The following is a 12,567-nucleotide window of genomic DNA, read 5'->3' on the forward strand; positions in this document are numbered from 1 at the left end:
GCAGCAGTATCCATAGCGGCGGCGTGCGCCGATGGTGCGACGCCAAACGGATGCACGGGACGGCCGGAACGGGCAGGAGCCGGGGATGCCGCCGAAGACGTGCGGGCCCGCATCTGGCGGGGAGAACTCCGTGCCCCAATTGCAATGTCGTTTCCATGGCGCTGCCAAGGCCATGTGCCTACCATGGGAACAACGTTGCACAAGGGGTTGAAGCGGTGCACGTTGTCAGCTGTTTCATCTGGGGATGAAGACACTTCGATTGGGGACGAAATGGTGGATTTGAAGGGATTTGAGGACGCACACTACCTGACGGTGGCCGAGGTCGCGTTGGCGATGCGGGTCTCCAAGATGACCGTTTACAGGCTGGTGCATGCCGGGGAGCTGCCGGCCGTGCGATTTGGGCGCTCCTACCGCGTTCCGGCCCAGGCGGTGAAGGAATACCTGATCGCCGAGCAACACTCGGCGGCTCCGGGCCACCGGACCGCGAGCGATTGAGGGGAGACGCCGGGCAGGCGATCCCGCCGGGCCGGGGGGACCGGCGGGATCGCATCACCGGCGCCCGGAAGAGGTGCTCCGGCGGAGTGCTTCGATGCCCCGCGTCTATCGATGCTTGTAATGGGAACTGCGTTTCTCTAGCGTGAGTGGGAGATCGGGATAGCGATCGCACGCACCACCGAACGAAAGGCAATCCTCCATGGGCTTCATCAACGTGGGAACCGAAAACAGCACCTCGATCGACCTGTATTACGAAGACCAGGGCGAAGGCCAGCCGGTGGTGCTGATCCACGGCTACCCGCTCAACGGACATAGCTGGGAGCGCCAGACCCGTGTCCTGCTCGAGGCGGGCCACCGCGTCATCACCTATGACCGGCGGGGATTCGGCCAATCAAGCAAGGTCGGCACGGGATATGACTACGAGACCTTCGCGGCGGACCTGAACACGGTGCTCGAGACCCTGGACCTGAACGATGCGATCCTGGTGGGCTTCTCCATGGGCACCGGAGAACTGGCCCGCTACGTGTCGAGGTTCGGACACCGGCGCGTAGCGAAGCTTGCCTTCCTGGCCTCGCTTGAGCCCTTCCTGGTGCAGCGGGAGGACAACCCCGAGGGCGTGCCGCAGGACGTCTTCGACGGCATCATCGACCAGGCGCGCGGCGACAGGTTCGCCTGGTTCACGAACTTCTTCTCCAACTTCTACAACCTCGATGACAATTTGGGGTCGCGAATCAGCCAGGAGGTCGTCATCGCGAACTGGAACACCGCCGTCGCCAGTGCGCCGGTCGCCGCCTACGCCGTCGTCTCCTCCTGGATCGAGGACTTCCGCGACGACGTCGCTGCCGTGGGTGCCAGCGGCAAGCCTGCGCTCATCCTGCACGGAACGGCCGACAACATCCTGCCGATCGACGCCACGGCGCGCCGGTTCCGCCAACTGCTGCCCGACGCCGACTACGTGGAAATCGACGGGGCGCCGCACGGGCTGCTGTGGACCCATGCCTCCGAGGTCAATGAGGCGCTGCTGGCCTTCGTGGGAAAGTAGGCCAACGGCCCGCTCCGGCCGCGCTCCGGGAAGGCCCCGGGCCGGGGGAACCCGCGGGACACGACCGTTTCATCTGCAGGCGCACCCCGGGGCCTTGACTCGGGGAATGGGGGCGGGGGACGCTCGATACAGGTCCTCCGCCATCCCGGCCCGGCCGGTCTCGGCGCCCCAGGTCCGCACCCGTGCACACCGATGAAGGAGAGCATCATGAGCCACCATTTCAACGAGCTGCTGACCCGCCAGCTGGGCAACGAGTTTGCGGCCTCCCAGCAGTACATCGCCATTGCCACGTGGTTCGACGGGCAGGACCTGCCCCAGCTGGCCAAGCACTTCTACCGCCAGTCGCTGGAGGAGAGAAACCACGCCATGATGATGGTCCAGTACATGCTGGACCGCGGCATCAAGTTCGCCATTCCCGGGATCGGCGAGGTCCGCAACGACTTCGGTTCGGCCGAGGAGCCGCTCAAGCTGGCGCTCGCCCAGGAACTCGAGGTCACCGAAAGCATCAAGAACCTGTTCGCCGCGGCACGGGCGGAAAACGACCCGCTGGGCGAGCAATTCATGCTCTGGTTCCTCAAGGAGCAGGTCGAGGAGGTTGCCTCGATGTCCACGCTGCTGAATGTCGCGGAGAGGGCGAGCAACCTCTTCGAGCTCGAGACCTTCCTGGCCCGAGAGACGGTTGGCGACGCCGGACAGGCCGCGGGAACAGGATCCCCGGATGCCGCCGGGGGAACGTTGTAGGCAGCCTCCACGTCCCGTGGCTTCGGCACGGGCGCGGATGCCCAGGGCGCCCGGGCCAGGAGGATCCGTTCGGCCCCCCTACGCTCCAGGGGTTATCAAACGCCCTAGCGGGGTGCTAGTTTCGTGCCAAGGACTTTGCTCGGTTGCCCATGATCGAGGATGCCGAACGCGGCCCGGCCCGGGGCGCGTTCGGCCACGGGAAAGGACAGCGCCGAGCAATTTGCCGGGCCCGTTGCCGTCTCCGTCCGAAAGCAGGGACTCATGAGCGTTTCACCCCTCATCTGGGGCATCACCGTCGTCGTCATTCTTGCCCTGCTCGCCTTCGACTACTTCTTCCACATCCGCAAGGCCCATGTGCCCACGCTCAAGGAAGCCTCGATCTGGTCGTCGGTCTATGTGGGGATTGCCGTGCTGTTCGGCATCCTGGTCCTGGTCTTCGGCGGGTCCACAATGGGGTCGGAGTACTTCGCCGGCTACATCACGGAGAAGGCCCTGTCGGTCGACAATCTCTTCGTCTTCCTCATCATCATCGCCAGCTTCCGGGTTCCCCGCGAGGACCAGCAAAAGGTGCTCCTGTTCGGCATCGTGTTCTCGCTGGTCGCCCGGACGGGGTTCATATTCCTCGGTGCGGCGCTGATCAATTCCTTCGCCTGGGTGTTCTACCTCTTCGGCCTGATCCTGCTGCTCACCGCCGGCAACCTGCTCAAGCCGGGGGACCATGCGACGGACCAGTCGGACAACTTCATCATGCGCCTGGCCAAGAGGTTCCTGCACACGACCGACCACTTCGACGGTGACAAGCTGTTCACCATGCACCACGGCAAGCGGGCGCTGACCCCCATGCTGCTGGTCATGGTGTCGATCGGCGGCACCGACATCCTGTTCGCGCTTGACTCCATTCCCGCGATCTTCGGCCTGACGCAGAACGTGTACATCGTCTTCACCGCCACCGCCTTTTCGCTGATGGGGCTGCGCCAGCTGTACTTCCTGCTCGATGGCCTGCTGGACCGCCTCATCTACCTCTCCTACGGGCTGGCCGCGATCCTGGCGTTCATCGGCGTCAAGCTGGTGCTCCACGCGCTGCACGAGAACAACCTGCCCTTCATCAACGACGGCGAACCCGTCCCGGTCATCGAGATCACCACGGGACTGTCCCTGGGCTTCATCATCGGCGTGCTGCTGGTGACAGTGGTTGTCTCGCTGTTGAGCAAGGCCGGCAAGGCGCAGACCGCCATCAATTCCGCCCGCAGGCATGCGGTGAACTACATCGACCTCGGCTACACCGCAGACCCGGCCGAACGCGAGCGGGTCTACCGGCTGCTGAGGCAGGAGGAGGCCCAGATCCTGGCCATGGAGCCGAAGTACCGCAACAAGGCCAAGGACGTCGACAAGATCCGTGAACAGGTGGCCGAGGCGCACCGGCTGCACGACGAATACACGTAGCGCCGGGCGCTGCCCCGGCCAGCAACCACCAACCACCGACGACCCCAGGAGAAGCGGCCATGAGCACCGAAGGAATATCCAACGTCCCGAACCCCGCAGCCAACGCCGCGCCGGAACCCGCGCCGGCGGGCAGCATAGTCGTGGGCCACGACGGATCCAAGGGCGCGCAGGACGCGCTGTCCATGGCCCTGGAACTGGCCCGGGAGCTGTCCGCCCCCGTCGTGGTGTCGCGGGCGTGGTCAATTGCGACGGCACCGCGGCCTGCGGGGTGGGAATTCGGGTACGTCCCGGCGATGGGCGAGTTCACGGCCGCGGTGCGCGAGGAGCTGGAGCGCGACGCCCGCGAGGTCGCCGAAAAGTTCCCCATGGTCCCGATCACCTACGAACCCGTCCATGCGCCGCCGGCCAAGAGCCTCATCGCGATCTCGCACGAGGCCCGGATGCTGGTGGTGGGAACCCGCGGGCGCGGCGGCCTGGCGGGGATGCTGCTGGGCTCGGTGAGCGAGCAGTGCGTGCGGCACGCGGTCTGCCCGGTGCTGGTGGTGCGGCCGGCCGGCTGAGTCGGGTTCCGCGTGGGGCAACGGCCGCCCGGCCGATGCCCCACGCGGATTGGCCCCTAGGCCCCGGCGGCGAGGGCCGGGACCTCGTTGATGACCCGGAAGCCCACTTCCGGGTCGAAGCCGTGGATCTCGCGGGTGTCCAGCGCCGCCATGAAGGAGAGGATCTCCTTGGTGAAGACCTGGCCGGGCACCAGGATCGGGAATCCCGGCGGGTAGGGGGTGACGAACCCGGCGGACACCACTTCCTCGCCGGCGCACACGCGCGCGAACAGCTCCGGCGGCATCAGGTAGTCGCAGGCCTGGTTCTGGTACGTGGTGAAGTACGCCGTGCGGATGTCCCCGTCCACGGTGTCGTCTGCGCTGCGGTACCTGTCGGCAAAGCGGCTGAAGTCCGGCAGCGGGGGCGGGGAGGCGACCAGTTCGGCGACCCTCTTCTCGCGCGCGGCCAACGCCCGCGGGCTCATGTCCGCCCGCTCGCGCTCGAAGTGCTCGGCGAGCTTGACCAGCACGTCGATGAGGTAGGCCACCGCGCTGCGCGAGGTGCCGATGTTCGTCATGAACAGCACGGTGTTCCGGCTGGTCTTGTTGACCTGGACCCCGTACATGTCCATCAGGTACTTGTGCTTGAACGTGTCCCCGTCCACCCCGGTGTTGCCGATGTGAAGGGTCAGCCGGCTCGGGTCCATCACGAATTCGTCGGTGCGCCAGGCCTCGTCCATGGCCGCGATCCCGTCGCGCAGGGGCATCGGACGCCGGGTCTCGCGGAATTCCTCCGGGATGAGGTCGACGGTGGTCAGCACCCGGAAGTACTTCTTGAGCAGGGGGTGGCGCGCCACCATCTGCGCGACCGACTGGGCCAGGTAGGCCTGCCGTTGCACCAGCTCGTAGCCCTCCAGCTCCGCCTGGCGCCGGCCGATGTCCAGCGAGGCGAGGATCTGGTAGTTCGGCGAGGTCGAGGTGTGGGTCATGTAGGCGGCCTTGAACGTCACCTCGTTGAGGTGGCTGAAGTCCTGGTCGAAGACGTGGATCATGGAGCCCTGGCGCAGCGCGGTCAGCGTCTTGTGCGTTGACTGCGTGGCGTACACGCGCAGCCGGGCCGTCTCCGGGTCCGGCAGCAACCGGTTTTCCAGCCAGACGGAGTCCTCCGCCGGCTCCCCGGTCTCGGGGTCGAAGAGCAGTGCCCGCTGGGCCTTGGCCCGCGCAACGTACGCGGGGTCCCTGAAGTTGTCCTCAAGCGTTGCCGCCGCGGCCATGGCGGTGCGCCTGCGGTAGATGGGGTGGAACCCGGCAAAGGCGAACCATGCCTCGTCCCAGAGGAAAACCAGGTCCGGCTTGATGGCCAGGCACTCCTCCATCACGCGTTCGACGTCGTAGACGATGCCGTCGAAGGTGCAGTTGGTCAGCGTGAGCATCTTGACCTCGTGCAGGCGCCCGGCGCGGCGGTAGTCAAGCAGGATCGATTTCAGCGTCTTCAACGGCACCGCCCCGTAGAACGCGTATTCGTTCAGCGGGTAGGCGTCCACGTAGGCGACCTGCGCCCCGGCGAGCATCAGCGCGTAGTGGTGGGACTTGTGGCAGTTGCGGTCGGCGATGACCACGTCTCCCGGGGCCAGGATCGACTGGTGCACGATCTTGTTGGCGGTGGAGGTGCCGTTGGTGACGAAGTAGGAGCGCCGGGCACCGAACGCGCGGGCGGCGAGGACCTGGGCGTCGCGGATGGTGCTGCGCGGGTCAAGCAGCGAGTCAAGTCCGCCGGAGGTGGCGGAGGTTTCGGCATGGAGCAGGTTCCGGCCGTAGAACTCGCCCATGTCCTTGATCCACCGGGAGTTGACCACCGAACCGCCGCGGGAAACGGGCAGCGCGTGGAAGACCGCGGCGGGCTTGCGGCTGTGCTCCTGCACGGCGTCGAAGAACGGGGTTTCGTAGCGCTCGGCGACCCCGCGCAGCAGCGACAGGTGCAGCTCCATCGACTCCTCGCGGCGGAAGAGCCTGGCGAAGCGGCGGTTCGCGGAACCGGCGAGGTCCTCGATGGACACGTCGGCAACCAGGTACAGGTCCAGTTCCGGGCGCAGCTTCTTGAGCATGTCGGCCAGTTTCAGGATGCGTTGCTTGGGCGGGATGGCGGACACCCCGGGATCGACGAAGCCGTCAAGGAACCTGCGCAGGTCGTCGCCCGGCCGGTGCCGGGCCGAGACGCCGAATCCCGGGCGCAGGATGCAGGCCTGGATGGTGGGGTTCAGCAGCACCGCGATGAGGGCGTCCTCGAGGGAGGGCACCACGTTGATCTGGTACGTGAAGGCGTCCGAGTCCCGGCGCTGGACGGCCATCTCTGCAATGAGTTCCTCGCGCACCGTCTCGGAGACGTCGTCCACGACCAGCACCTCGAAGCGCGGACGGCGGTCGGCGACGGCCGGCACCGGCTGGTCAACCGGCTGGGCGTCGGGAGCCGGATCCTCCGGGGTTTCGTCGAGCTCGTGCCTGAAACGCGTGAACCCGCGGGTCACGATCTCGATCAGGGTCAGCGCCGTGGCGTAGTCGCCCTCCTCGATCCGTGCCCGCAGCTCAAGCACGTGCGCCTTGCCCGGCACCGCCCAGTAGGTTTCCACGGCCTCAAGCACGCGCAGCTGTCGCTTGACCTCGGCCAGCAGGCCCTTCTCCACGGCATGGGAATCCGGGCCGGAATTGGAGAGGGAGGGCAGTTGCTTGGTCGCGTAGCCAAGGTACTCCCAGGCGTCGGTGCGCAGCCGCCATACGCTGGAAGGTGTTGCATATTGTTCGTTGTCGATGATCGACGATGGCGCTTTCACTTCTGTTCCAATCCTAGGGTGTGCCCGTCACGGGCGTCACAAATCAAGCTCAAGACTTCGCGTTTCCGACCACGGGATGCGATTTGGTCCGCGGGGGCAGGGTGAACAGCGGCAGGAACTCCTGGCGCGGGGCCGGGGGAGCGGTGCCCAGTTGGGCGGCAATCGCGTCGAAGGCGCGCAGCGTGGGGAAGAGCTTGGAGGCGTCCTGCGGGAGCGGCCAGCTGGAGAGCTTGACCCCCACCACCTGGGCGGGGCGGTTGATGTAGACCATCTGCCCGTGGATGCCAAGGCACAGCAGCACGTCGTTGCCCTCGTAGGGGAACCACATCTGGTTCCGGTACATCCCGCCGGGCATGCGGTTGTCTCCCGGGCTGTTGGCAAAGGCCTCGCGGGAATCGGGTGCGCCGGACAGTGTCTGTTCGATCCATTCGCGCGAGAGCACGCGCGCACCGCCCAGGGAGAGCCCGTCGTTCAGGAAGAGCGAACCGAAGCGGGCCATGTCGCGCAGCGTGGCGTTGATCCCGCCGTCGAACATGCCGGTGCCGTACTGGTCGACCCCGATCACGGCGTCGAACTCGGCACCGATCTTGCCCCACAACAGGTGGGACATCAGCGTGGGCATGGTCGAACCGGAGACCGCCTCGCAGATCCAGCCCAGCATGTCGGTCTCGCAGGAACGGTATTCGAAGGGCCCGCCGTGCTCGGTCTTCTGCCGCAGCGTGGTCAAATACGGGTACATGCCGGTGGGGCCGGCGAAGGCCGGGGGAGCCCAGCCGATGGCCTCCTCCAGCATCCGCACCTCGGCGCGCGGGTCGAGGTAGTCCTCGGAGAACGCGATGCCCGAGCGCATGTCCAGCAGCTGGCGCACCGTGGCCCCTGCGTAGCCGGAGTCGGCAAGCGTGGGCACGTATTCGGTCAGCTGCGCCTCGGGGTCCAGCAGGCCGGCGTCGCACAGCGACCCGGCGACGGCGCCGACCAACGACTTGCTCACCGACATCAGCAGGTGCTCGGTGTCCGCTGCCATCTCGCCGAAGTACTGCTCGGTGAGCACCGACCCGCGGTGCAGCAGCATCCAGCCGTCGGTGTCGGTCGAGCCCATGACCGAGCCAACGGTCATCGGCGCTTCCTCGGGGCCCGCCGGGGGCAGCGCGATCGAGTCCAGGTCGCGGTGGTCGGCGGGCAGCTTGGCCGCCGGTCCCCGCCCCCGCGATATCACTGCGGTGGGCAGGAACTCGGCCATGTGCTGGAAGGACCAGCGAAGGTTTTGCGGCAGTTGCCAATTCTGCATGTCCACCCCGGATGGGTGGTAATCAAGGTTCGTGCCGTCCAACGACTGTTTCCTTCCATGGCTGCACCATCGCAGCAATTCGATGCCGCCCAGGGGCGGCGTTGATGTTGCTGCAACGGTGCAGCCTTCGGGTGCTGCATGGATTGCAGCACCGGTTTAGAGCGGGACTACCACTGGGTTTTCACGCCGATCCCGGCGGTGGCGTCGAGGGTTGCCTCCACGCCCACCGGCAGGCCGGCAAATCCGGCCCTGATGGAGTCGATGAAGTGCTTGGCCCGGATGGTCAGCTTGGTCGACCCGCTGCGCTCCAGCTGTAGGCGGCCCTTGGTGACCAGAATGCCGAGGTCCGCGCCCTTCCAGCGGTAGTCGCCCGGTCCGTAGATGCGCAGGAAGAACGCCTCCGACTCGTTCTGCAGCATGTGCCAGTCCATGGCCGGGCGGCTGAAGACCAGGGCGCCGTTGGCGTCCAGGACGTACTGGCCGGTGGCCGGGGTGGCGGTGAGTAGCTCGACGGTCTCGGAAGTTTCCTTGATGATCATCTGGCTCCACACGTCGGCGCCCGAGAGTGCCTCCCAGCGCGCGTTGATCTCGTCGATGTCCAGGTCGAATTCCACGTCCATGTACTCGAGCAGGTGGAAGAGGAACAGCGGCACGTCGGCGTAGGCGCCGGCCGTCACGTTGGTGATGGCCGATGCCCCCGAGATGCGCGGGTTCAGCTCGCCGAGGTAGACCTCGTCGGTGTCGGTGTCTACGAGCACGTCGACCTCGAAGAAGCCGCGGTAGCCCTCCGTGGACAGGCGGTCGCCCATGCGCTTGACCAGGTCGGTGGCCCGTGCGCGCTGCGTGTCGGTGAGCACGTCAGGGTGCATTTCATTGCCGCACCAGCCACCCTGGTACGGGGTCAGGTCGCCGTGGCCGGCCAGCTCGGTGAGGAACGGTCCCACCAGGGTGCCGGAGCGCGTGAGCACTGCCTCGACGGCCACCGGCAGGTTGTTGATGCGGCGCATCACCTTGATGTCCTCGCCGATGATTTCGTCGCTGTGCTTGTCCCAGTCGGCTTCGTTGTTGATGAAGAACGTCGTCTTGCCCGAGTCGCCGTAGGGAGTCTGGACCACCAGTTCGTCCCCGAGCCCGGCCTTGTCGGCCGCCGCGCGCAGGGCGGACCAGTCCGAACCCTTGGTCAGGACGTTGGGCACCGAAGGCACCCCGGCCTCGTTGCCCAGCTGCGTGGTGACGATCTTGGAATCCAGGCGCGAGCGCAGCTCGGCCGAAGGCAGGATCAGGTCGTAGCCCAGCTCGTCGCAGATCTGCTCGGTTTCCTCGTCGAAGAAGACCATGGCGACCTTCGGACGCACGCCGGGGCGCAGGTCCTTGGTCATCCGGGCGCGGACCTCGGCGTTGAGCAGCAGCCAGTTGTTGATTTCCTCGCCGGAGCCGAACTCGCGGTAGGGCTTGTGCACCGGGGTGAAGACCCGCGGGTGGGCGCCGTCCCAGGCGTCGTAGTAGCTGATGTAGGTGAAGTTCCGGACCCAGCGGTCCAGGCCCAGCAGGTTGAACGGGGTGGCGCCGATGAAGAAGACCGGCACGTCGTTGGTGCGGAAGAAGTGGCGGACCTCGGAGATGTTCCGCACGGTGTGCAGGACGGTTTCCTGGGGCATCGTGGAGGCGAAGGCCGCGTCGGTGCCGACTGTTGCCTCGGGTGCCTCGGGACCGGACGGGGTGGCGCGCGGCATCGGGTCGGCCGCCGGGGCAACTGCCGGTGCGGCGGCGCTGGATGCCGGCTTGTCCGTGGCCGCGTCCTTGGCTGCCGGGGTCGTTTTCGTTGCCGGGACGGTCGCGGTGGCGGTTGCGCCGGCGGACCCTGCCGTGGTGGCGGGCTTCGCAGCGGCGTTGCCGGCGAGCGTGGCGGCCGGCAGCGGGTCGGATGCCTTGGTGGACGGGACGGAAGTTGCCAAGGGCTTGTCCCTGGCCCGGACGGGCTTCTGGGCTTCGGCGGTCTTGGGCGCGGCGTCGGCAGTCTTCACGGCCGGAGCCGGTGCCGAAGCGGTTGACGTGGCCACGGGCTTGGTGGCCGTGGTCTTTTCCGCGACCGCGGACTTGGCTGCAGCGGGGGTGGTCTTTGGGTCCACCGCGGCGGCCTTTGCTGTCGCGGTCGCGGTCGTTGCCGTGCCGCCGGTCTTGGTCGCGGCGTCGGTCGTCTTTTCGCCGGGGGTCTGGGTGGCCGTGGCCGGCTTTGCGGCTGTTGCAGGCTTGGTCGCGCTGGTGGCAGGAGTCGAGGTCGCTGTGGTCGCGGTGGTTCGGGAAGTCGTGGCCTCGGGTGTCTTCGCAGCCGTCGTGGCGGCGGTGCCCGGGGTGGTTGTTGCCGTCGCGGATTTGCTCACGGTGGCCTTCGCGGCGCTTGCTGTCTTGGCCGCGGGGGTGGTTCGGGACGACGCGGCGGCTGGCTTTTCGGTCGCGGTCTTGGTTGGCTTTGCGGCGGTCGCCTGGGTGGTCGGGGCGGTGCGGCCCGCGGTCTTTGCGGGTGCGGCCTTTGCCGTGGCAGTCGCGGACTTCACCGGCTTCGCGGCAGCTGCCGGTGCGGACGGAATGGTGGCGGCTGTGGCAGATGCAGACTTTGATGCGGTTGGCTCCGCCGTGGCGGACTTCGCGGCAACTGCCCGGGTGCCCCGGACAGCAGTGGCTGCCTGCTTGGAGCCGGCTGCGATTTTTGCCGCGGCGGCGTTTTTATCAACCGAGCTTTTGTCTGACGTCGGTTTTTCCACCACCTTGTTGAACTGACTCGGCTGGCCGATCTTCTTACCGGTCTTGTTCGCGTGTGCGGTCATTGTCCAACTCCTTTCATCGGGGAGATAGCCGAATCCTGCGGGGACGGGCGGTACCGGCTGCAGGCCCCCTGGATTTCGTGTCACCACGAAGTGCCTTGGAAGCCTGCATCGAAAGTGGTCGCCGCCCTCCCCACGGTCGGATCGCGGCGCATGCCGCTGCTCGACCAAACGGGATTCTTCATTTCCATCTGCTGGTCAAGCAAACGTAGAGGCGACAAGTGAACGCCGCATAAACGGCAGGTGTGCGTGCCGTGCGGCACGTCGACAGTGATATGGGAAAGCGCTCCTGAGATGGGGGTTAGGCGTCCGGCCGGAGCCCATGGGAAGGCGAAGGGAATGGGAGTGGGGCCTATGCGATTGGGATTTCCGGATCAGGGGTCCACATGCTGTGATGTGGGTTACCGAAGAGTTTATTTTTAGGCGTTCTTGCGGCGCCGTGCCCCCTCGTTTCCAGGGCCCCGGGTAGCGCGGGCGGGATTGAAGATGAATTTTTAGTGGGGGCTGAAAGATTTCCGAATGTTACCTGTGACATATTTTTTGGAAGGTCCCCGGGGGCGTGGTGTCGGCAGGAACTCGCCGGGAATGGTTGCGTTTCGGAACGATTATTCAGGCAGGTGGCTATATTAGCCGGGGCGTCAGGAGATCATCGCCGCTCGACGGAGACCCTGAAGGTGGATCGCGCGCACCAGGAAGCAGGCCGTTGCAGATGGTTTCGTCGGGTTCCCCGCATCCATCCGGGGTCGTCGTCGCTGGGGCGCTTCGGGAACCCGCACCACGGGCCGTACCGCTTCGATCGAGTCGGTTTCCGCGGCCTTGGGTCCCCTAGCCTTCTTCCTGGAGCCGGGCGAGGAGAAGCAGGGGATGTGCGGCCGCGTCGGTGATGCCAACATAGGCAAGGATGATCTCGCCGTCCGAAACGACCAGCGTGCTGCGTACATGGAGCTTCCCGCCGTCAAAGTCGAAGGTCGGCAATCCCAACTCGGCCGCGAGGACGAACCCGGGATCCGAGAGCAGCGGGTAGGGCAGGTGCAGGCGCCCCGCGGCCTCGCGCTGGTAGTCGGTGTCCTGGCTGGAAAGTCCGTAGATGCCGAAGCCGATGGCTGCAAAGTCCGCGGCAAGATCGCGGAACTCGCACGATTCGGACGTGCAACCCTTGGCTCCGGGCACCATCGACCATTCGGGCGGCTCGATGCGGTCCGGCCGCCCCGTGCGCGGGTAGATGAACAACACGAACGACCCCGAGGCGAAGTCCTCCGGCGACATCGTCATGCCCGTGGTCGCCGGGAGCGAGACCTCGGGGAAGCGTCGCCCGACCAGGTGGTCTCCGGTGGGTTCCGCGCGCATGTGCATGCCCTGAGTTTCCCAT

At 66.5% G+C, this 12,567-nt stretch carries 10 protein-coding genes; 6 read left to right on the forward strand and 4 right to left on the reverse strand.

The genetic code is table 11. The features are described from left to right. Positions 1–270: 270 nt before the first annotated feature. From AC6CHY_RS05160 to AC6CHY_RS05180, 5 genes are all read left to right on the forward strand, one after another. Complete coding sequence (locus AC6CHY_RS05160) at positions 271–495, forward strand: helix-turn-helix domain-containing protein (protein WP_217389719.1); 225 nt, start codon at positions 271–273, stop codon at positions 493–495. A 199-nt stretch (positions 496–694) separates the two neighbouring features. Then, a complete protein-coding gene (locus AC6CHY_RS05165) occupies positions 695–1,537 on the forward strand; it encodes an alpha/beta fold hydrolase (RefSeq protein WP_498225830.1) in 843 nt (280 codons plus the stop codon). Between the two features lie 207 nt (positions 1,538–1,744). After that, positions 1,745–2,278 (forward strand): ferritin, encoded by a 534-nt coding sequence (locus AC6CHY_RS05170; protein WP_217389717.1) that lies wholly within the window; start codon positions 1,745–1,747, stop codon positions 2,276–2,278. Positions 2,279–2,539: 261 nt separating this feature from the next. Next, positions 2,540–3,721 (forward strand): TerC family protein, encoded by a 1,182-nt coding sequence (locus AC6CHY_RS05175; RefSeq protein WP_217389716.1) that lies wholly within the window; start codon positions 2,540–2,542, stop codon positions 3,719–3,721. A 59-nt stretch (positions 3,722–3,780) separates the two neighbouring features. Beyond that, positions 3,781–4,281, forward strand: a complete 501-nt coding sequence (locus tag AC6CHY_RS05180) for a universal stress protein (protein WP_498225832.1) — start codon at positions 3,781–3,783, stop codon at positions 4,279–4,281. Between the two features lie 56 nt (positions 4,282–4,337). Here the strand turns inward: AC6CHY_RS05180 and AC6CHY_RS05185 are convergent, their stop codons facing one another. The 3 genes from AC6CHY_RS05185 to AC6CHY_RS05195 all read right to left on the reverse strand — a co-directional run bounded on the left by AC6CHY_RS05185 (position 4,338) and on the right by AC6CHY_RS05195 (position 10,331). After that, positions 4,338–7,088 carry an aminotransferase class I/II-fold pyridoxal phosphate-dependent enzyme gene (locus tag AC6CHY_RS05185; RefSeq protein ID WP_498225833.1) on the reverse strand — a complete coding sequence of 917 codons (2,751 nt, stop codon included), beginning with the start codon at positions 7,086–7,088 and terminating at the stop codon, positions 4,338–4,340. 49 nt (positions 7,089–7,137) lie between these two features. Further along, entirely contained in the window at positions 7,138–8,418 is a 1,281-nt protein-coding gene (locus AC6CHY_RS05190) for a serine hydrolase domain-containing protein (RefSeq protein ID WP_498225835.1), read from the reverse strand. A 125-nt stretch (positions 8,419–8,543) separates the two neighbouring features. Beyond that, positions 8,544–10,331 carry a biotin carboxylase gene (locus tag AC6CHY_RS05195; protein ID WP_254456204.1) on the reverse strand — a complete coding sequence of 596 codons (1,788 nt, stop codon included), beginning with the start codon at positions 10,329–10,331 and terminating at the stop codon, positions 8,544–8,546. On the opposite strand from AC6CHY_RS05195, the gene AC6CHY_RS05200 reads away from it, so the two are divergent. Next, positions 10,309–11,154, forward strand: coding sequence for a hypothetical protein (locus tag AC6CHY_RS05200; RefSeq protein WP_498225837.1), 846 nt, complete (start codon positions 10,309–10,311; stop codon positions 11,152–11,154). The two genes, AC6CHY_RS05195 and AC6CHY_RS05200, sit on opposite strands and share 23 nt — an antisense overlap. Positions 11,155–12,023: 869 nt before the next feature. Here the strand turns inward: AC6CHY_RS05200 and AC6CHY_RS05205 are convergent. Next, positions 12,024–12,551, reverse strand: coding sequence for a peroxiredoxin (locus AC6CHY_RS05205; RefSeq protein ID WP_498225839.1), 528 nt, complete (start codon positions 12,549–12,551; stop codon positions 12,024–12,026). Positions 12,552–12,567: the final 16 nt, after the last annotated feature.

This window comes from Paeniglutamicibacter sp. GQ140, assembly GCF_059759235.1.

Excerpts from the sequence above, each read along its gene's own strand:
- AC6CHY_RS05165 (WP_498225830.1), top strand. The coding sequence starts at position 695 with ATGGGCTTCATCAACGTGGGAACCGAAAACAGCACCTCGATCGACCTG.
- AC6CHY_RS05160 (WP_217389719.1), top strand. The coding sequence starts at position 271 with ATGGTGGATTTGAAGGGATTTGAGGACGCACACTACCTGACGGTGGCC.
- AC6CHY_RS05205 (WP_498225839.1), bottom strand. The coding sequence starts at position 12,551 with ATGCACATGCGCGCGGAACCCACCGGAGACCACCTGGTCGGGCGACGC.
- AC6CHY_RS05170 (WP_217389717.1), top strand. The coding sequence starts at position 1,745 with ATGAGCCACCATTTCAACGAGCTGCTGACCCGCCAGCTGGGCAACGAG.
- AC6CHY_RS05180 (WP_498225832.1), top strand. The coding sequence starts at position 3,781 with ATGAGCACCGAAGGAATATCCAACGTCCCGAACCCCGCAGCCAACGCC.
- AC6CHY_RS05175 (WP_217389716.1), top strand. The coding sequence starts at position 2,540 with ATGAGCGTTTCACCCCTCATCTGGGGCATCACCGTCGTCGTCATTCTT.